Origin of the sequence: Pseudomonas violetae, from assembly GCF_023072615.1 — a bacterium.
In the GTDB taxonomy this organism is placed as follows: Bacteria; Pseudomonadota; Gammaproteobacteria; order Pseudomonadales; family Pseudomonadaceae; genus Aquipseudomonas; species Aquipseudomonas violetae.
In genome coordinates, this window is the sequence record NZ_JAKNRW010000003.1 from 455,806 (window position 1) to 473,869 (window position 18,064).

Genomic DNA, 18,064 nt, shown 5'->3' on the forward strand with positions numbered 1-18,064 from the left:
GGCCAGCTCAAAAAGTCTGCCCCAGGTTCAGGTACACCGCTTGCTCATCCGCATCGTTGAACCCATAACTGAAGTTCAGCGGCCCCAGGGGCGTGTCAAAGCCAATAAATACGCTGGCCGCATTGATGTATCCACTGTCGAACTCGTTGTCGTTGTTCCACGCCCGACCTCGTTCCAGCGACCCGCCGGCATACAGCGGAAAATCCAGCGGCAGGTACGAGCGCGGTGTCAGGCGCCGATAGTAAACGGCGCGCATCAGGCTGATGTTCTGTCCGGAAATCGCATCCTCCCTGAATCCTGATAACTGCCGTGCTCCGCCGAGAAGGAAGCTCGAAGTCACCACATTGGCGTCGTTGAGCGTACGGCCGTAGCGGCCGCCGAGAATGAACGTGTCCGGGCCGTTGCTGAGGGCCTTGTCCAGTGCGATTTCCCATTGCCGATAGCGATTGTCCGAGCCCAGGCCGGGTTCGTACTGCCGAAAGGCCAGGGCGAAGTCCTCACCTTCATGGGGGAAGTAGACGTTATCCAGTGAATCGAACGAATACTTCATTTCATAAAACCCCTCGTTGAAGCTTTCGCTGGGTAGATCCTGCTCGCCAATGCGCACGTCCGCCTTGCCCCAAGCTTCGCCAACACCCAGGCGTACTTCGCCGCTGTTGCCGATCTGGCGACCTACATTCAGGCCGAAGCCGTAGCGTTCAACCCGGTATTGGGCGATCGGATCATTGTCCAGGGTGGCTTCGACGTTTTGTGCGTCGAAAGCGGCGTAGGGCGCAATGAAATATCGCGAACCGACATCCAGTGGCTGGTAAAACTCGCTGTAGAGCTCCTGGCGATCACCGATCTGCGCGCGGGTCAACCATTCGGCACCAAGGCGGTTGATGCCGTTGACGCGGTAACTGGCGCCCAGGTTGAACGCACTGTCGCCGCGCATATCGTCGGAGAGATTCAAGCCCAGCCGCAGGTAGTCTGTGCCGCTGCGCTTGCCGCGGGCACTGATGATCAGGGTGTGATCATTTCCCTTGTGGGCGACTCGATACTGCACTTGCTCGAAGTAGTCCAGCCCGTACAAGGTGCCCATATCGGTTTGCAGGCGGCCCAGGTCCAGTGGCTGACCGATGTGCTGGCGAATGTAATACCGAATCACGTCATCACCGACTTTCGAGTCGTTCTCGACCTTGATCGCGCTAATGATTGGCGTGCGTTCACTCGGCGCACGGGCGGCGCTCAACTCGGTATCCAGCGGCTGCGAGGGCTTGAGGTTCGCCAGGCGTGCATCGAGCATCTTCGTTGCGCGATAGCCTGCATCGATCATTTCTTCGGCGCGACCAAAGTCGGTAACCCCGAAACTCGCCAGTGACGGCTGGATCAATATGTCGTCCTTGTGCAAGGCGGCAAGCTGTTCTTCGGAATTGCGGCGGGTCATCAGGGTGATCGACTGGTTCAGCACGTCGACCACGGTGGTCAGTTGCTTGCGGTTGCGCAGAGGCGTGCCGATGTCGACCACGATCGCCACATCGACCCCCATCTCCCTGGCCACATCCAGCGGGATGTTATCGGTCATGCCGCCGTCCACCAGCAGGCGGCCATCCAGTTCAACAGGGGCGAACACAGCCGGGATCGACATGCTCGCGCGAATTACCTGGGGCAGGTGACCCTTGCGAAACACCACCTTGTCGCCGCTGGCAATGTCTGTGGCAACGGCGCGGAAGGGAATGGGCAGCTTGTCAAAGTCCCGGGTGTCACTGGCGTGGGCCAGCAGGCTTTCCAGCATCAGGGCGAGGTTCTGGCCCTGGATCACCCCCAGCGGCAAGCCGAGGCTGCCGTCGTCGCGAAAACTGAGCTGCTGCTTCACCAGGAAGTCGCGATCATCCTGCTTGCGCCGGAACGGCACGTCGGCCCTGGGCGGCGCATCCGACAACGCCTGCTGCCAGTCAATATTGAGGGCAAGCTTTTGCAGCTCATCAATCTTGTAGCCGGAGGCGTAAAGCCCACCGACCACGGCGCCCATGCTGGTGCCGGCGATGGCATCGATCTGGATGCCTTGCTCCTCCAGTGCCTTGAGTACGCCGATGTGCGCCAGCCCCCGGGCCGCGCCACCGGATAGCACCAGACCGACTTTCGGTCGAGGGGGCTCGACGGCCTGGACGGCGATGGGCAGCAAGCACAGCAACAGGCAGGACAGAAGATGGCGCATCATGAATCTCGGGACCAGCGAAAAAGGTCGCTATTATAGCGGCGCCCCTTGCCTCTGGAGTCTCCTCAATATGCCTGCCAGCAAACCGGAAATTGTCATCACTTATTGCACCCAGTGCCAGTGGTTGCTGCGCGCAGCCTGGCTGGCCCAGGAACTGCTAAGCACCTTTGGTGACGACCTGGGCAAAGTGTCGCTGGTGCCCGGCACGGGCGGGGTATTCCATATATTTTGTGACGAGGTGCAACTTTGGGAGCGCAAGAGTGACGGCGGCTTTCCCGAGGCCAAGGTGCTCAAGCAGCGGGTTCGGGATCAGATTGATCCCGACCGCGACCTGGGTCACAACGATCGCACTCAGTGAGAGGCAGCCTCTGCGGCTACGGTTTTCTTGCCTGGCCCGCCGGCAAGACGGCTGGAGACCACAATGGCCACGATGATCAGCGCGCCGCCGAGCAGCATGCGCAGGGTGGGATTTTCGTTGAACAGCAGCCAGGCCAGGGTGATGCCGTAGACCGGTTCCATGGCGAACACCACGGCGGCGGTTCGCGCCTTGATCACCGCCAAGCTGGCGACGAACAAACTGTGAGCAACACCGGTGCAAAAAATCCCGAGCAGGCTGATCCACAACCAGTCGAGGGCTCGCACTTCACTCAGTTGTGGCGCGGCCACCGGCAGCAGGCACAGGGCGACCACCACGTTCTGGCACAGGGCGGCCTGCACCGGCGGAATCCGTGCCGAGCTGGCGCGGTTAGTCAGCGACAACAAGGCGAATAGCAAACCTGAACCCACTGCCCACAGCAGGCCGGTGGTGGCGCCGCTGGCGAGGTCGAAGTCCGGTGTGACCAGCACCAAACCGATACTCACCAGTACCACCAGGAGCATTTCATTGGCGCGAATCCGCTCGCGGAAGATCAGGCCTTCGAGGATCACGGTAAAAGCCGGGAAACTGGCGAATCCCAAAGTCGCAATCGCTACGCCCGCAATCTTCACCGCGATGAAAAAGCTCACCCAATGCCCGGCCAGCAGCACACCGCTGAGTAACAGCCGGCGCCAATCCACGGCTTCGAGTTGCTGCCAGCGGGTAGCACTGGCGAACCGTGCAAAGACCGCCAGGGCGAGTACGGCGAAAGCGGCGCGACCAAAGACGATCACCGCCGGGGAGGCTGCCGCGAGTTTGCCGAACACGCCGGTCAGGCCGAACATCAGTGCGCCGATATGCAAGGCGCCAAGGGCGGTACGGGGAGTCATTGCAGATCCTTGATCGTTGTATTGAACTCATTGGATCGCACAACGGCCAGCCGCGTCTGTCGCCAGACTAGCGTCTTTTGTCGCCGGCCTCGCGCCGCAATTTTCCCGGAGAGGCGCCGAATTCGCGCAGCACCGCTGCGGCGAACGCGCTTTGGGAGCTGTAGCCGACCCGGCTGGCGATTTCGCCGATGGGCAGCACCGTGTCGCGCAACAGCTCGACAGCCCGGTGCAGACGACGGCTGCGGATATAATCCATCGGCGTTTGCCCGCATTCAGCGACGAAGCGTGCATGCAGGCGGGCGCTCGACAAATCGGCGATGCGGGCGAGGTCAGCGACCTGCAGGGGATAGGCCGCGTGCTGGTCGATATGCGCGTTCAACGCCGCATAGGGCAGGCGCCGCCTGCCCATAACCTCGGGCTTAACGTTGTTGAGACTGGCCAGCAGCAGTACGGCGCCCTGCTGCGCGATCAGCGGGTCGTTGACCTGGCTGCCCGCCAGCCAGCTCACCAACTGGCTTTGTCCGGCATCGAGAGGCAGGCGTCCGGCGCTGTCGAGCAGGCGTCGGCTGGCGTCGGCATGATCCCCCAGGGACTGTGCCACCCATTGATCGCCCGGTATATCCAGCACCAGGCAGCGGCTGCCATTGGCACTGTTGCAAGCGTGATGAAAGCCGGAAGGCACCACGACAAAACTCTGCTGGATCACCTGGCTGCCATGCCCCCCCACCTCGAAATCCAGCGCACCCGACAACCCGAACACCAGCTGCGCATGGTCGTGACTGTGGATGATCAGGTCCTTGGTGTATTGGCGAAGCGTGAGGGTCGGTCTCATCGCAGGTCTCCCGGGCAAGGTGGGTATTCTACACCGCGCTGGCGGCCCGGCGCTGTCACAGGACTGACGCGTCACTGTCATGGGCGATTCACTCGCCCGGCGCACAGTTGCACAAACCATTGTGGAGGGTTGCCCATGACCAGTGCCGAGCTCGCCAAACCCGGTCGCAAGCAGCGAGTACGGACCTTGTGGATTTCCGACGTGCATCTGGGCACCCGGGACTGCCAGGCCGAGCACTTAAGCAAATTTCTCAAGGGCTACCACGCCGACCAGGTATACCTGGTCGGCGACATCATCGATGGCTGGAAGCTGCGCAGCGGCATGTACTGGCCCCAGGCGCACACCAATGTCATCCGCCGCCTGCTGACCATGAGCAAGCGCGGCACCGAGGTGATCTACGTCACCGGCAACCACGATGAATTCCTGCGCCGATACTCGAAGTTGATCCTGGGGAATATCCAGTTGGTCGACGAGGCGGTGCACGTCACGGCGGACGGTCGGCATCTGCTGGTCATCCATGGCGACCAGTTCGATGTGATCACCCGTTACCACCGCTGGCTGGCGTTTCTGGGGGACTCAGCCTACGAATTCACCCTGACGCTGAACCGCTGGCTCAATCACTGGCGCGCCCGCTATGGTTATGGGTACTGGTCGTTGTCGGCTTACCTCAAGCACAAGGTGAAAACCGCAGTCAGTTTTATCAGTGACTTCGAGGAGGCCATCGCCCACGAGTGTGTGAAGCGCGGGTTGCACGGAGTGGTGTGCGGGCATATTCACCACGCCGAGATTCGTCGTGTGGGCGGGGTGGACTACCTTAATTGCGGGGATTGGGTGGAGTCGTGCACGGCGCTGATCGAGCACTGGGACGGGTCGATCGAGTTGTATCGGTTGGCGGATGCGCAGGCGCGGGAGGCGCAGATGAGGACGGAGAAGGTGGCTGAGCCTGCCTGAGATCAAGATCAAAAGATCGTCCGCACGCTGCGATCTTTTGATCTCAGGTTGGCGCATGCTCCTGCATCGCAGCCTTGTAGATCGAGTTCTTCGGCTGCGCAAACAGGCGCTCCATCATTGGCTCAAAGAAACTCAGCGGCAGCGTATCGTAGGCGGGGTCAAACGCCGCCGCATCGTATTTGGCGCAGAATTCGATGGTCGCCTGAAACTGCGGATGACCGCTGAACTGCTCGCGCAGATGCCGGTCCATCCCCAGGTGATGAAAAAAGTAGTAACCCTGGAATATCCCGTGTTTTTCAACCATCCACAAATTCTCGGCGCTGACGAATGGCTTGAGGATCGCCGCAGCAATGTCCGGATGGTTGTAAGAGCCCAGCGTGTCACCAATGTCATGCAACAGCGCACACACCACATATTCCTCATCACGGCCATCGCGCCAGGCGCGGGTTGCGGTTTGCAGTGAGTGGGTCAAACGGTCCACGGGAAAGCCGCCAAAGTCACCCTCCAGCAACTTCAGGTGCGCCACGATTCGAATTGGCAACTGCCGTGCGTAAGCGCTGAAATCGGCAGCGATGATCGCCCAGTCTTCCTGGGTGCCGTCCTGCATGTGGGTGAAACGGGCATTGGCGTTCATCGGTTTTCCTCGAGTGGCGGGCGATACCTAGAACGGCACGCGACCCAGGATCATGTCGCGGTACATGACGAAGTCGCCGAGCAGGCTGTAAAACGGATGCTGGAAGGTCGCGGGGCGATTTTTCTCGAAAAAGAAATGGCCGGCCCAGGCGAAGCTGTAACCGGCCAGTGGCAGGCTCAGCAGTAACAGCCAGGCGCCGTTGCCGATAGCCATGGCCAGAATGAAAATAACCAGTGTGGTGCCAATGAAGTGCAATCGTCGGCAGGTACTGTCACTGTGTTCGCTGAGGTAATACGGGTAGAACTCAGCGAAACTGTTGAAACGTTTGATGTTTTCCACGACCGCGATCTCTTTGATTATTGTTCTGGCGCCAAGTTGTTCTGCGGCTAGCTTATTTAAGTCTAGAGTGATCATTGGCATCAGCCAGTGACAATAGGCGCCACTTTAGTATCCTTCGGTAAACCCGCCGCCGTAGACGGCTCACCAAGACAGTAAACGCCATGAGCGAACGAACGACTTCTGCAAGTTGGGCAATGGGTATTGTCAAGGCGCTGGAAATGGACGGCCTGGATTGTCAGGTTCTGTTCAGGCAGCTGGGGCTGGACTACGCGTCCCTGAATGACCCGGATGCGCGCTTTACCCAGGACTCCATGACACGACTGTGGCAGCGTGCAGTCGAGCTATCGGGTAACCCGGCGATCGGTCTGAACATGGGCAAGGTAGTGCGGCCAGCTTCTTTTCATGTGGCGGGCTACGCCTTGATGTCGAGCCAGACCCTGGTCGAAGGTTTTCAGCGGTTGGTGCGCTATCAACGGATCATCGCCGAAAGTGCCGACCTGAGTTTTCGCCTGCTGGACGAGGGTTACGCACTGATTCTGACGGTGCATGGCGACCATTTGCCGCCGACCCGGCAAAGTGCCGAGGCCTCACTGGCCTGTGCCCTGGGGTTGTGCAACTGGCTGACCGGACGCACCCTGCAACCACGCAAGGTGATGTTCCAGGGTGACCAGCCCGTCAACCTTGAGCCCTACACCCAAACATTCCACGCCCCGCTGGTATTCAGCGCGGTCTATGACGCGCTGATCTTCGAGCGCGCCGACATGGAAGCACCGCTGCCCACTGCCAATGAGGCGATGGCGCTGTTGCATGATCGCTTCGCCGGCGAATACCTGGCGCGGTTTTCTGAAAGCCGTGTCACCCACAAGGCGCGACAGGTGTTGTGCCGGCTGCTGCCGCAGGGCGAACCCAAGCGCGACACCGTGGCGCAGACGCTACACCTGTCACAGCGCACCTTGCAGCGCCGATTACAGGAAGAGGGCACCAGTTTCCAGGCCTTGCTCGACGATACCCGTCGCGAAATGGCCGAGCAGTATCTGGCTCAGCCCAATATGACACTGCTGGAAACCGCCTACTTGCTGGGTTTTGCCGACCCCAGCAACTTTTTTCGCGCGTTCCGCCGCTGGTTTAACGCCACGCCGGGCGAATACCGGGCGCGGTTGACGGGGGCTCCTGCGCCAGTCAATGACGCCAAAACGCCGGAATACACAACACAAACACCGTGATGATTTCGAGTCGGCCCAGCAACATGCCAAATGACAGGATCCATTTGGCGGCGTCGGGCAACGTCGCGAAGTTACCCGCAGGACCGATGGTCTCACCCAGCCCTGGGCCGACGCCGGACACCGTGCTGGCCGCGCCCGTCAGCGCGGTCATCCATTCCACTCCCAGCAGCGACAGCAGCAGGGCGATGACGCAGATGGTGATGGCAAAGAAGAACGAGAAGGTCAGGATCGACCGCACGATTTCTTCGTCGAGTCGGTGCCCGTTGTACTTCTGCTTGATTACCGCACGCGGGTGAATCAGCTGGTTAAGGTTGGCCTTGAGCAGGATATAGGCAACCTGGAAGCGGAATATCTTGATGCCGCCAGCGGTCGAGCCCGAGCAGCCACCGACAAAACCCAGGTAGAAGAACAGCATCAGTGAGAAATTGCCCCACAGGCTGTAGTCCCCCAGGGCAAATCCGGTAGTGGTGACCACCGAGGTCACGTTCAGTGCCACATGGCGCAGGGCCTCCAGCCAGTGCAGCTCGGTGGTCCACCAGTACCAGGTGCCAAGCACCAGCCAGGTGACGAGTAACATCCCGAGCAAACCCTGAACCTGCTGATCCTTGATCAAGGCCCGCCGATTGCCGCGCAAGGTCGCCACGTACAAGGTGAACGGCAGGCTGCCGAGGATCATGATGACGATCGCGACCCAATGCACCGCCGGCTGTGTCCACTTGGCCAGGGATTGGTCGGAGGTCGAGAAACCGCCGGTGGAAATGGCCGACATCGCATGGTTGATGGCATCGAAGGGACTCATCCCGGCCCACCAGAATGCCAGGCTGCCCAGGATGGTGATGCCGACATAGGCTGCAACAATAAGACGCGCCACCATGTGTGAGCGGGGCATGACTTTTTCAGAGCGGTCCGACGATTCAGTCTGGAACAGGCGCATGCCACCGATCCGCAGCAACGGCAGAATCGCGACCGCCATGCCGATAAAGCCGATGCCGCCGATCCAGTGCAGCAACGAGCGCCACATCAGGATCCCGGGGGACATATTGTCCAGGCCATTCAGTACGGTCGCCCCGGTGGCGGTGATGCCCGACATGCTTTCAAAGAATGAGTCGGTGTAGCTGATGTGTTGGGTCAGCAGGAACGGCAGCGCGGCGAATATGCACACCACCAGCCAGCTGCTGACCGTCAGCAGGTACATGTCCCGGGGGCGCAGGTGCACGTGTTCTGGGCGACCGGGGATGACCAGGGCCAGGCCGGCGACAAAGGTGATCATGCTCGCCCAAAGAAACGACGGCAGGTCGCCGGTGCGGTCGAAGATCACCAGGGTGGCCATGGGCACGACCATGGCGATGGCCAGCGTGATCAGGAATATGCCGATGATGAAACCAATAGTCCGTAAGGTCGGCAACGCCATGAAGTCCGCTCGGGCTGTAATAGGGAAGGGCGCCATTCTACCTGCGGGGCAGGGCATGTAAACCGCCATCCCTGCGGCAGTTACCGCTAGAATAGCCAAACATTTTTCATTGGAGGTGGCCGATGCAGGCTCTCGACGTTTTGCTCAACCGGGTTTCCGTTCCACGACTGCTCGAACCGGCGCCGACCGCCGAGCAACGTGAAGTACTGTTTTGCGCTGCCATGCGGGCACCGGACCACGGCCATTTGCAGCCTTGGCGGTTTCTGACTGTCGAGGGCGCTGCGCGGGAGCAGATGGGCGAGCTACTGGCTGAAGCGGCGAAGTTGCAGGACAGCGAAGTGACTGAAGCGGCGGTGGACAAGGCGCGAAATGGGCCGCTGCGAGCACCGCTGGTGGTCGTGGTGATCGCGCGACTGCAGGATCACGTGAAGTATCCGAAGTCCGAGCAGATGCTGGCTGCGGGGTGCGCGGCCCATGGCATCTTGCTGGCCGCCTACGCCCAGGGGATTGGCGCGGTGTGGCGCACTGGCGATCTGGCGTATTCGCCGCACCTGGCCAAGGGATTGGGTTTGGCTGAAGGGGAGGAGGTCATTGCGTTTCTCTACCTGGGCACGCCACAGAAAGAACCGCGGGTGGCGGAGAAGGTTGATCTGGCGGAGTTTGTCAGCGCCTGGCCGGGCAAGAGCTGAAGACCGAAAGATCGCAGCCTCGTTTCGGCAACACCGCTATCGTTACGGCTGGACCACAGTCCCAGGCACCAACGGCAATTCGAGGCTGGCAATGAACCCGCCCTGGGGGTGATTCGCCAGCACCAGACTCCCGCCATGCCGCTCCGCCGCTCGGCGCGCAATCGCCAGGCCCAGGCCATGCCCTGCCGCAGTCTGCCCCGGAGCCCGATAGAACGGCTCACCCAGCTGGCTCAAATGCACCGCATCTACACCTGGGCCATGATCGCGCACGCTGACCACAATCCGTTCCCCGTGCCGAGTTGCCTGCATTTCAATGGGTTTTCCGGCCGGATTGAACCGTTGGGCGTTACGCAGCAGATTATCCACCGCACGTTCAATCATCGTCGGCCAGCCCTTGAGGCTGAGCTGCGAGTCAGCCTCAAGGCTTACGGCCTGTTCCGGTGAGCTCAGCTGGGCGTCTTTTTGCAGGGTTTGCAGCAGCGCGTGGAGATCAACGTCTTCTGCACTGGCATTGTCGGCATCGACCCGCGCCAGAACCAGGATCTCGCTGATCAGTGCTTCCAGGCGATCGCACTCGCGGGTCAAGCGCGGCCAGAGTTTTTGCCGTTCTTCCGGGTTGGCCCGCTCGGCCAAGGCCAGGGCAATGCGCAACCTTGCGAGGGGCGAGCGCAGTTCGTGGGACACATCGCGCAGCAATTGCCGCTGACTGCCGATCAGGCTTTGCAGGCGTGCGCCCATGCGGTTGAAATCATTGGCCAGTACGCCGAATTCATCGCGACGATTGGCCAGTTTTACCAGGCTGTTCTGTTGGTAGGTGGTTTGTCCCAAGTCATGCACCGCACCGCGCAAACGGCTGAGTGGGCGGGTAATCGACAGGGTCACGAACAGGCTAAACAGGGTGAGTACCACCAGCGCGATGCCCAGCGCACTCAAGGGCCACAGCAGGCTTTCGCGGTGCCAGGAGTCGAGTTCCGGGTGCGGGATGCGGTAGATCAGCAGGTAGGTGTTGCCGGTTTTTTCGCTGGTGTACTCGTCGGTCAGGCGACGCCAAGGCAGGCGGCGATCACCGTCGTTCTGTCGTGCTTCGAAAGCCGCCGCGCGCCGTGGGAAGGTGCCGCGAACCACAGGATCGCCGCTCTCGTTAAGTACCTGGACGTCGATGTGATATTGGCGTTTGCGCTGTTCAAGGATGCCTTGTGCGGCTTCTTCGCCCTGGGCTTCGAAGGTTTGCGTCCACTGCTCGGCCAAGGTGTTGAGGCCGGGGTGGCGGCTGAGAATCCATGCGTCCTGGTTGAGCATATGCCCCAGCAGTATGGAAAGCCCTGCAACCAGAGCGATGGCTAGCCAGAAGCTGGCCAGAATACGCCAGAACAGTGAACGCACAGAAATTCCTCAGCAGACACGAATTTATACTGTAGGAGCGAGCTTGCTCGCGAAAAACGCAGGTACGACGTGGGCTGTCTGATACCCCGCGTTTCCGTTGACGTTTTTCGCGAGCAAGCTCGCTCCTGCAAAAAACAGAACCCAACGGTGGGGGCCGTTGGGTCTGTGGTCAGCGTATTATTGCGCTTTTTGCGGTTGCTGCGCTTTCCACGCCTTGAACTCGGCCCATTCGGCGCGGCGTTCAGCTTTTTTCTTCTGGATCTCGTCGAATTGCTTCTGTTGATCCGGTTTCAGCAGGGCGCGTACGTCTGCTTGGGCTTTCTTGTGGTTGGCGGCCATTTCATCTTTCATGGCTTTCTGGTCGGCGGGGGACAGTTTCTCCAGGTACTTGTCGACCACTTGCTTACGCTCGTGCATCTGCTCGCCCATGATCTTGCGGATCTGCTCGCGCTGTTCGCGGCTCAGGTCGAGTTGACCGTAAGGACCTTTGCCGTGCATGCCGTGCATCTGACCGCCGTGGCGCGGGCCGTCCATCGGACCGTCCATCGGGCCCGCGCCTTCAGGCATTGCCATGGCAACGGTCGGCAGGGCAGCGGCGAACATCAGAGCGATAAGAGTCTTGCGCATGGTGAATCTCCTTGTCTCGTTCCCGGTACGTTCCGGATGAGTACAGACTATCGAGATTAAGGTAAGCAGCGGTCAGTGGAGCGTAAAGCCTGTGTAAAGAGCATTTTAGCCTGGCCTGACAAACCAATTAGCCGCCTGATCTCCCCGGACCCCCTGGGAGCTGCCGAAGGGGGGGCGAATTATGTCGATCGCAAGGGGGAGTTTCAGAGGCTGTAATAGTACCCACGACTACGCAACGCAATGATGCGTGGACGGCCGTCGGGGTGGGGGCCGATTTTCTTGCGCAGGTTGCTCACGTGCATGTCGAGGCTGCGGTCGTACAGGGTCAATTTGCGGCCCAGGGCGATCTGCGCCAGTTCCTGTTTGTCCAGCGGCTCGCCCGGTTGCTTGAGCAACGCTTCGAGCAGGCGGCTTTCAGAAACCGTGAGGGTTAACTCCTGTTCGTCGATGCTGACCACTCCTCGCACCGGGCTAAAGCACAGGTCGCCCAGTTCCAGCTGGGTGGACACCGCTGCTGGATGACTACGGCGCAACACTGCGCGCAAGCGGGCAGTCAGTTCCCGTGGGTCGCAGGGTTTGGCCAGGTAGTCGTCGGCACCCAGTTCCAGGCCGAGAATCCGGTCCAGGGGTTCGCCGCGGGCCGAGAGCATCAGTACCGGCAGGTCCGGATGATCGCTGCGCAATTGCTTGAGCAACTCCAGCCCGCTGCCGTCTGGCAACATCACGTCCAGCACCACCGCCGCAGGTGATGTTTCAGCCAGGGCCCGGCGGGCACTCTGGCCATCGTGGCAGGCACGGACCTGAAAGCCTTCCTGGCTCAGCCAACTGCCCAGGAGCTCACACAGCTCCTGATCATCATCAATTAATAACAGCTCGCTCATGAATCACTCAATTTAGCCATTGCCGACGTTTTCGACTTGCCCCACTGGCGAAGATACCCCAGAGCAGGGCCAATCGTGCAACTCCCGCCTGATTCCAATGGGTTATTGGGCAGGTTGTCGGCAGGCAAGCGGGAAGGATGAGCGATTGAGAACACGATGAACCCGGGAAGGTTCATCGTGGGGGACAAACTAAGGCAGGACTTGCTTGAACGGCTTGACCGAAACGTTGGCGTAGACGCCCGCTGCGATGTAGGGATCGGCGTCGGCCCAGGCCTGGGCGGCGCTCAGGGAGTCGAACTCGGCGACGATCAGGCTGCCGGTGAACCCGGCAGCGCCTGGATCATTGCTGTCGACCGCCGGGTGCGGCCCGGCCAATACGATTCGGCCTTCGCCCTTGAGCTGTTGCAGGCGCTCAAGGTGTGCAGGGCGCGCGGCCAGGCGAGCTTCCAGGGAGTTGGCGACGTCTGTGGCAATGATTGCGTAAAGCATGTCAGTCCTCGGTTTTTGGCGTTGTGGTATCGGCGTCGTGCAGGTGGCGCGACAGGTAGATACCCTGCGCGACCAGGAACAGCAAAGTCATGCCCAGGCTGCCGAAGACCTTGAAGTCGACCCAGTAGTTCTGGAACGTGAACGCGACAAACAGGTTGGCCGCGCCGCAGAACAGGAAAAAGCCGATCCATGCGATGTTCAGGCGAGTCCAGACCGGTTCTGGCAGGGTCAGTGCATGGCCCATGATGCGCTTGATCAGCAGGCGATCGCCGATGAAATGACTGCCGATGAACGCCACGGCGAACAACCAGTTGACCACTGGGGCCTTCCATTTCAGGAAGGTCTCGCTATGAAACGCCAGGGTCATACCGCCGAAGACCAGGCAGGCGATGAGGGTCAGCCACTGGCTCTTCTCCAGCTTGCGCTGACTGATGAACAGGGCGCCGTAGACCACCAGGGAGCTGATGATCAGCATCGCGGTGGCGCTGTAGATACCGCCTACAGTCAACTCATGGCCGGCGATGTCGACGACCCGTGGATCAAGTTTGTAGACGATGAAAAACAGGAGAAGCGGGATGAAATCGATGAATTGTTTCACAGTGGCAGCCAGAAGCAGGATGTGCCGGCATAATAACAAACATATGGGCGCGCGATAGCGCCAGCTGATTTGAGGTGACACTTCCCTGTGAATGTTGATTTGCACTGCCATAGCACGGCCTCCGATGGCGCCCTGGCGCCTGCGGTTCTGGTTGCGCGTGCGTTCGAGAAAGGCGTGCGAGTCCTGGCCTTGACCGATCACGACACCCTTGAAGGGCTGGATGAAGCCCGTACGGCAGCCACGGCGCTGGGCATGCAGCTGGTCAATGGCGTCGAATTGTCCTGCACCTGGGGCGGTGCGACCATCCATGTGCTGGGTTACGGTTTTGATATGAATGCGCCATCGCTGGTCGAAGCCATCGCCCGACTGCACGATGGCCGCTGGTTACGGTCCGAAGAAATAAGCCGCAAGTTGGCGCTCAAGGGGATGCCGGGCGCGCTCGAAGGCGCACGGGCCATCCAGCAGGAGCTGGGTGACAGCGGCAACGCGCCTGCCCGCCCGCATTTCGCCGACTGGATGGTGCGCGAAGGTTTCGTCAAGGATCGCGCCGAGGCGTTCCGCAAATGGTTGGGAGCCGGCAAGCTGGGGGACGTCAAGCAGCATTGGCCGACCCTGGAAGAAACTGTGCAAACCCTGCGTGCGGCGAAAGCCTGGGTCAGCCTGGCGCACCCCTCGCACTACGATTTCACTCGCAGCAAGCGTCGGCGGCTGATTTCTGACTATATTCAAGCAGGAGGCCATGCAATCGAAGTGGTCAATGGCCATCAGCCCGCCGAACAGGTCGGCAGCCTGGCGATTCTTGCTCGTGAGTTCGGTCTGCTGGTCAGCGCCGGCAGTGATTTTCATGGCCCTGGAGGCTGGTCCGAGATCGGCGAATATCGCCCGATTCCGGAGGATCTGCCGCCACTTTGGTGTCGATTCAAACATGACCCAATTATTGCCGTCGTCTGAACAGGTAGAGAATGTGAGTCAATTTTTCCAGATTCATCCGGAAAACCCGCAAGCGCGCCTGATCAAACAGGCTGTCGAGATCATCCGCAAGGGCGGGGTGGTGATTTATCCCACGGACTCGTCCTACGCCATTGGTTGCCAGATAGGCGACAAGAATGCGGTGGAGCGCGTGCGCCGTCTGCGCCAACTGGATGAGAAGCACAATTTCGCGCTGATCTGCAGCGATCTGTCGCAGTTGGGGCTGTTCGCCAAGATCGACACCGGCACATTCCGTCTGCTCAAGGCTCATCTTCCGGGACCTTACACTTTCATTCTCAATGCCACCCGGGAAGTTCCGAGACTCTTGCTGCACCCGAAAAAACGCACCATCGGCCTGCGTGTGCCGAGCCATCCGATTGCTTTGGCCTTGCTCGAAGAGCTGGGCGAGCCTTTGATGAGCGTGACGCTGATCATGCCGGGTGACACTGATCCGTTGACCGATCCGTATGAAATGCGCCAGATGCTCGAGCACCAGGTCGACCTGATCATCGACGGCGGTTTTGGCGGGATCAAAGCGTCCACCGTCATCAATCTTGCCGATGGTGAGCCGGAAGTGATCCGCGTCGGTTGCGGCGACCCTGCGCCGTTCATGGCCGAAGCCTAGATGTCTGCAGTAGAGCCCGTCGACAGTCAGGCCGGCGCCCAGCAAGAGCTGCCTTTCGCCATGGTCTACGGCCAGGCGGTGATGGAAATGCCGCTGGACCTGTACATTCCACCGGATGCCCTCGAGGTGTTTCTTGAAGCCTTCGAAGGCCCCCTCGATTTGCTGCTGTACCTGATCCGCAAACAGAACATCAACATTCTCGACATTCCGGTGGCTGAAATCACCCGCCAGTACATGGGCTATGTCGAGTTGATGCAGTCGGTGCGCCTGGAACTGGCTGCCGAATACCTGGTGATGGCTGCGATGCTGGCTGAGATCAAGTCGCGGATGCTGCTGCCCCGGGCGGAATCGATCGAGGCTGAAGAAGACGACCCCCGTGCGGAGCTGATCCGGCGCCTGCAGGAGTACGAACGGTTCAAGGCCGCGGCCGAAGGCATTGATGGCCTGAGCCGGGTCGGTCGTGATGTCGTGGTGCCCAGGCTCGACGCCCCGCAAGCTCGGGCACGCAAGCTGGTGCCGGACGTCAGCCTGGCAGAATTGCTGATGTCCATGGCCGAGGTGCTGCGCCGGGGCGACATGTTCGAAAGTCACCAGGTCAGTCGCGAAGCCTTGTCCACGCGAGAGCGTATGAGCGATGTGCTGGAGCGGCTCAAGGGCGGCGGGTTTGTACCTTTTGTCGAGCTGTTCACAGCCGAGGAAGGGCGCCTGGGGGTGGTGGTGACCTTTATGGCAATCCTCGAACTGGTCAAGGAATCCTTGGTTGAGCTGGTGCAGAACGAGCCGTTCGCGGCGATCCACGTGCGGGCCCGAGCCGAATAACGAGTTGAATCATGAACCTGACTGAACCCCGTGAGCTGGCACCGCTGCTTGAAGCCTTTCTGTTGGCCTCGGGAAAACCGCAATCGCTTGAACGCCTGTTCGAACTCTTCGAAGAAGCCGAGCGTCCTGAGCCGCCAGTCTTCAAGAAGGCCCTGACGATCCTGGCCAAGTCCTGTGACGGTCGCGCCTTTGAATTGAAAGAAGTCGCCTCTGGCTATCGCCTGCAGATCCGCGAGAAGTTCTCGCCGTGGGTCGGCCGCCTGTGGGAAGAGCGTCCGCAGCGCTATTCCCGGGCCATGCTCGAAACCATTGCGTTGATTGCCTATCGTCAGCCGATCACCCGGGGCGAAATCGAGGACGTGCGAGGTGTGGCGGTCAACAGCCACATCGTCAAGACCTTGCTGGAGCGCGAGTGGATCCGCATCGTTGGCTACCGCGACGTGCCCGGCAAACCGGCGATGTTTGCCACTACCAAGGCGTTTCTCGACCATTTCAACCTGAAGAACCTCGACGATCTGCCGCCCTTGGCGGAGCTGCGCGAACTGGAGCCCGACCCGGTGCTCGACTTCGACGACGCCCCTGTACCCGCCAGCCTGCAGGAGCTGGCAGACGCCAGCGCCGAACCGGAGGAGCCCAAGGAGGAAACCAGCTTCCATACCTTGCTGCTGGAGCTGGATACGATGGAGGAGGGGCTCAAGACCGATTTCGACGACATCCTGCGCGATGCTGCGATGACTGATGCCGAAGCGTTGCCGGATGAGCCTGGGCCTGAAATCGAAGTTGAACTTCAGGTTGAGGTCGAAGCCACAGTTGAAGAACGGGAAGACGATGTGTTGGGCGTGGCCGAGGCTCGCGAAAAACTGTTGGCGGCGGTAGCGGCGCTTGAACAGCCGGCACCCGAACCCGAACTGAGCGACGAAGAAGCAGAAGCCCGGGCACTCGCCGACGCGATCGAAGCAGAACGCCGCGAGTTCGAAGACTGACCCCAAGCCCTGTGGGCAATGAAGATTCGGACCTACCGCTCGGCGCAAAAGCAAATAACCAGGGCACCTTGCGCTAGTCTTTGATGCGTAAATCTGCGCATGCGCGTATGATTCGCGACCCTTCGGCGATCCCTTCGCCCAAGTACCAGATAGACAACGCTTCAGGACGCCTTCTCAGCGCGTCCTGAACAGACCACACCGGGAGGTGCCCAGATGAGTATCAACGACCAGAAAGACGACCAGGAAATCGGCCCAGCAGGCGAAAAACTGCAGAAAGTCCTCGCCCGTATCGGCGTCGGCTCGCGCCGTGACGTGGAAGCCTGGATCAGCCACGGCCGCATCAAGGTCAATGGCAAAGACGCCACCCTCGGTCAGCGCGTCGACCTGCATGACGCCATCACCATCGATGGCAAGGTGATCAAGCGCGAAGAAGCCGCCGAGTCGGTTCGCCGCGTGATCATGTACAACAAGCCCGACGGTGAAATCTGCACCCGCAATGACCCGGAAGGCCGTCCAACCGTATTTGACAAGATGCCGCGCCCGAAAGAAGGTCGCTGGATCAATATCGGTCGCCTGGACATCAACACCACTGGTCTGCTGATGTTCACCACTGACGGTGAGTTGGCCAACCGCCTGATGCATCCTTCCTACGAAATGGACCGTGAATACGCGGTACGTGTGCGTGGCGAAGTCGATGACGAGATGATCGAGCGCTTGAAAGCCGGGGTTGTCCTCGAAGACGGCCCGGCCAAGTTCACCGATATCAAGCAGGCGCCAGGTGGCGAAGGTTTCAACCATTGGTACCACTGCGTGGTCATGGAAGGTCGTAACCGCGAAGTTCGTCGTCTGTGGGAATCCCAGGGCCTGGTGGTCAGCCGCCTGAAGCGCGTGCGTTTCGGTCCGGTGTTCCTCAACTCGGACCTGCCGATGGGTCGCTGGCGCGAAATGAGCCAATACGAAGTCGACATTCTGAGTGCTGAGGTCGGCCTGACGCCTGTGGCCATGCCGCAGATGAATGCAAAGAGCAAGGACAAGCTTGAGCGTATGCAGCGCAAGTCGTCGCGTCCTATGGGCACTACCGAGCGTGTCCGGACCCTGCGTCCAGCCGCTGGTGCTCCTGCCGCCAACCCGCGTCCGGCCCGTGAGCCGCACATCGAAGGCGAGCGTCC

Annotated in this window: 20 protein-coding genes and 1 pseudogene; 9 read left to right on the plus strand and 12 right to left on the minus strand. The window is 60.4% G+C overall.

The window, feature by feature from the left end:
* Positions 1 to 7: 7 nt before the first annotated feature.
* The gene (locus tag L9059_RS06495) at positions 8 to 2,197 is read right to left on the minus strand and encodes a patatin-like phospholipase family protein (protein ID WP_247289464.1); all 2,190 of its coding nucleotides are present in this window, start codon (positions 2,195 to 2,197) and stop codon (positions 8 to 10) included.
* 70 nt (positions 2,198 to 2,267) lie between these two features.
* Here L9059_RS06495 and L9059_RS06500 point away from each other — a divergent pair, with 70 nt between their 5' ends.
* Positions 2,268 to 2,555, plus strand: a complete 288-nt coding sequence (locus L9059_RS06500) for an Rdx family protein (protein ID WP_247289407.1) — start codon at positions 2,268 to 2,270, stop codon at positions 2,553 to 2,555.
* On the opposite strand, the gene L9059_RS06505 is transcribed toward L9059_RS06500, so the two are convergent.
* Together L9059_RS06505 and L9059_RS06510 are read right to left on the minus strand one after the other, a co-directional pair.
* Positions 2,549 to 3,442: a DMT family transporter gene (locus L9059_RS06505; RefSeq protein WP_247289409.1), complete on the minus strand. Its 894-nt coding sequence runs from the start codon at positions 3,440 to 3,442 to the stop codon at positions 2,549 to 2,551. The genes L9059_RS06500 and L9059_RS06505 overlap by 7 nt on opposite strands.
* 67 nt (positions 3,443 to 3,509) lie before the next feature.
* A complete protein-coding gene (locus L9059_RS06510; protein WP_247289411.1) occupies positions 3,510 to 4,274 on the minus strand; it encodes a helix-turn-helix transcriptional regulator in 765 nt (254 codons plus the stop codon).
* Between the two features lie 135 nt (positions 4,275 to 4,409).
* Here L9059_RS06510 and L9059_RS06515 point away from each other — a divergent pair, with 135 nt between their 5' ends.
* Positions 4,410 to 5,225, plus strand: a complete 816-nt coding sequence (locus tag L9059_RS06515; protein ID WP_247289413.1) for a UDP-2,3-diacylglucosamine diphosphatase — start codon at positions 4,410 to 4,412, stop codon at positions 5,223 to 5,225.
* 43 nt (positions 5,226 to 5,268) lie between these two features.
* On the opposite strand, the gene L9059_RS06520 is transcribed toward L9059_RS06515, so the two are convergent.
* Complete coding sequence (locus tag L9059_RS06520) at positions 5,269 to 5,859, minus strand: HD domain-containing protein (RefSeq protein ID WP_247289415.1); 591 nt, start codon at positions 5,857 to 5,859, stop codon at positions 5,269 to 5,271.
* Between the two features lie 27 nt (positions 5,860 to 5,886).
* Entirely contained in the window at positions 5,887 to 6,198 is a 312-nt protein-coding gene (locus L9059_RS06525; protein WP_247289417.1) for an Mpo1-like protein, read from the minus strand.
* Positions 6,199 to 6,359: 161 nt separating this feature from the next.
* On the opposite strand from L9059_RS06525, the gene L9059_RS06530 reads away from it, so the two are divergent.
* Positions 6,360 to 7,421 (plus strand): AraC family transcriptional regulator, encoded by a 1,062-nt coding sequence (locus L9059_RS06530; protein WP_247289419.1) that lies wholly within the window; start codon positions 6,360 to 6,362, stop codon positions 7,419 to 7,421.
* Here L9059_RS06530 and L9059_RS06535 read toward each other — a convergent pair.
* Entirely contained in the window at positions 7,378 to 8,832 is a 1,455-nt protein-coding gene (locus L9059_RS06535; RefSeq protein ID WP_247289421.1) for a TrkH family potassium uptake protein, read from the minus strand. The genes L9059_RS06530 and L9059_RS06535 overlap by 44 nt on opposite strands.
* Positions 8,833 to 8,954: 122 nt before the next feature.
* Between L9059_RS06535 and L9059_RS06540 the strand changes: the two genes are divergently transcribed.
* Complete coding sequence (locus tag L9059_RS06540) at positions 8,955 to 9,521, plus strand: NAD(P)H nitroreductase (protein WP_247289423.1); 567 nt, start codon at positions 8,955 to 8,957, stop codon at positions 9,519 to 9,521.
* 42 nt (positions 9,522 to 9,563) lie between these two features.
* On the opposite strand, the gene L9059_RS06545 is transcribed toward L9059_RS06540, so the two are convergent.
* From L9059_RS06545 to L9059_RS06570, 6 genes and pseudogenes are all read right to left on the minus strand, one after another.
* Positions 9,564 to 10,904: a sensor histidine kinase gene (locus L9059_RS06545; protein ID WP_247289425.1), complete on the minus strand. Its 1,341-nt coding sequence runs from the start codon at positions 10,902 to 10,904 to the stop codon at positions 9,564 to 9,566.
* 177 nt (positions 10,905 to 11,081) lie between these two features.
* Complete coding sequence (locus L9059_RS06550) at positions 11,082 to 11,531, minus strand: Spy/CpxP family protein refolding chaperone (RefSeq protein WP_247289427.1); 450 nt, start codon at positions 11,529 to 11,531, stop codon at positions 11,082 to 11,084.
* A 203-nt stretch (positions 11,532 to 11,734) separates the two neighbouring features.
* Positions 11,735 to 12,412 carry a response regulator transcription factor gene (locus L9059_RS06555; protein ID WP_247289429.1) on the minus strand — a complete coding sequence of 226 codons (678 nt, stop codon included), beginning with the start codon at positions 12,410 to 12,412 and terminating at the stop codon, positions 11,735 to 11,737.
* A 7-nt stretch (positions 12,413 to 12,419) separates the two neighbouring features.
* Positions 12,420 to 12,500: pseudogene (locus tag L9059_RS06560) on the minus strand (translation initiation factor 2); the annotation flags it as partial.
* 101 nt (positions 12,501 to 12,601) lie between these two features.
* A complete protein-coding gene (locus L9059_RS06565) occupies positions 12,602 to 12,901 on the minus strand; it encodes a YciI family protein (RefSeq protein WP_162436839.1) in 300 nt (99 codons plus the stop codon).
* A gap of 1 nt (position 12,902) precedes the next feature.
* Complete coding sequence (locus tag L9059_RS06570; RefSeq protein WP_247289431.1) at positions 12,903 to 13,499, minus strand: septation protein A; 597 nt, start codon at positions 13,497 to 13,499, stop codon at positions 12,903 to 12,905.
* A gap of 87 nt (positions 13,500 to 13,586) precedes the next feature.
* Between L9059_RS06570 and L9059_RS06575 the strand changes: the two genes are divergently transcribed.
* The 5 genes from L9059_RS06575 to rluB form a co-directional block, all read left to right on the plus strand.
* A complete protein-coding gene (locus tag L9059_RS06575) occupies positions 13,587 to 14,450 on the plus strand; it encodes a PHP domain-containing protein (protein WP_247289434.1) in 864 nt (287 codons plus the stop codon).
* Positions 14,451 to 14,463: 13 nt separating this feature from the next.
* Positions 14,464 to 15,093 carry an L-threonylcarbamoyladenylate synthase gene (locus L9059_RS06580; protein WP_247289436.1) on the plus strand — a complete coding sequence of 210 codons (630 nt, stop codon included), beginning with the start codon at positions 14,464 to 14,466 and terminating at the stop codon, positions 15,091 to 15,093.
* Positions 15,094 to 15,912 (plus strand): segregation and condensation protein A, encoded by an 819-nt coding sequence (locus L9059_RS06585; protein ID WP_486969856.1) that lies wholly within the window; start codon positions 15,094 to 15,096, stop codon positions 15,910 to 15,912. It begins immediately after the preceding gene.
* 11 nt (positions 15,913 to 15,923) lie between these two features.
* Positions 15,924 to 16,895, plus strand: a complete 972-nt coding sequence (gene scpB / locus L9059_RS06590) for an SMC-Scp complex subunit ScpB (RefSeq protein ID WP_247289438.1) — start codon at positions 15,924 to 15,926, stop codon at positions 16,893 to 16,895.
* 213 nt (positions 16,896 to 17,108) lie between these two features.
* On the plus strand, positions 17,109 to 18,064 hold a 956-nt coding region (rluB, locus tag L9059_RS06595; protein ID WP_247289440.1), incomplete at its 3' end, for a 23S rRNA pseudouridine(2605) synthase RluB.

Excerpts from the sequence above, each read along its gene's own strand:
- L9059_RS06520 (WP_247289415.1), bottom strand. The coding sequence starts at position 5,859 with ATGAACGCCAATGCCCGTTTCACCCACATGCAGGACGGCACCCAGGAA.
- L9059_RS06510 (WP_247289411.1), bottom strand. The coding sequence starts at position 4,274 with ATGAGACCGACCCTCACGCTTCGCCAATACACCAAGGACCTGATCATC.
- L9059_RS06550 (WP_247289427.1), bottom strand. The coding sequence starts at position 11,531 with ATGCGCAAGACTCTTATCGCTCTGATGTTCGCCGCTGCCCTGCCGACC.
- L9059_RS06535 (WP_247289421.1), bottom strand. The coding sequence starts at position 8,832 with ATGGCGTTGCCGACCTTACGGACTATTGGTTTCATCATCGGCATATTC.
- L9059_RS06530 (WP_247289419.1), top strand. The coding sequence starts at position 6,360 with ATGAGCGAACGAACGACTTCTGCAAGTTGGGCAATGGGTATTGTCAAG.
- L9059_RS06585 (WP_486969856.1), top strand. The coding sequence starts at position 15,094 with ATGTCTGCAGTAGAGCCCGTCGACAGTCAGGCCGGCGCCCAGCAAGAG.
- L9059_RS06555 (WP_247289429.1), bottom strand. The coding sequence starts at position 12,412 with ATGAGCGAGCTGTTATTAATTGATGATGATCAGGAGCTGTGTGAGCTC.
- L9059_RS06495 (WP_247289464.1), bottom strand. The coding sequence starts at position 2,197 with ATGCGCCATCTTCTGTCCTGCCTGTTGCTGTGCTTGCTGCCCATCGCC.
- L9059_RS06505 (WP_247289409.1), bottom strand. The coding sequence starts at position 3,442 with ATGACTCCCCGTACCGCCCTTGGCGCCTTGCATATCGGCGCACTGATG.
- scpB (WP_247289438.1), top strand. The coding sequence starts at position 15,924 with ATGAACCTGACTGAACCCCGTGAGCTGGCACCGCTGCTTGAAGCCTTT.
- L9059_RS06565 (WP_162436839.1), bottom strand. The coding sequence starts at position 12,901 with ATGCTTTACGCAATCATTGCCACAGACGTCGCCAACTCCCTGGAAGCT.
- L9059_RS06515 (WP_247289413.1), top strand. The coding sequence starts at position 4,410 with ATGACCAGTGCCGAGCTCGCCAAACCCGGTCGCAAGCAGCGAGTACGG.
- L9059_RS06540 (WP_247289423.1), top strand. The coding sequence starts at position 8,955 with ATGCAGGCTCTCGACGTTTTGCTCAACCGGGTTTCCGTTCCACGACTG.
- L9059_RS06500 (WP_247289407.1), top strand. The coding sequence starts at position 2,268 with ATGCCTGCCAGCAAACCGGAAATTGTCATCACTTATTGCACCCAGTGC.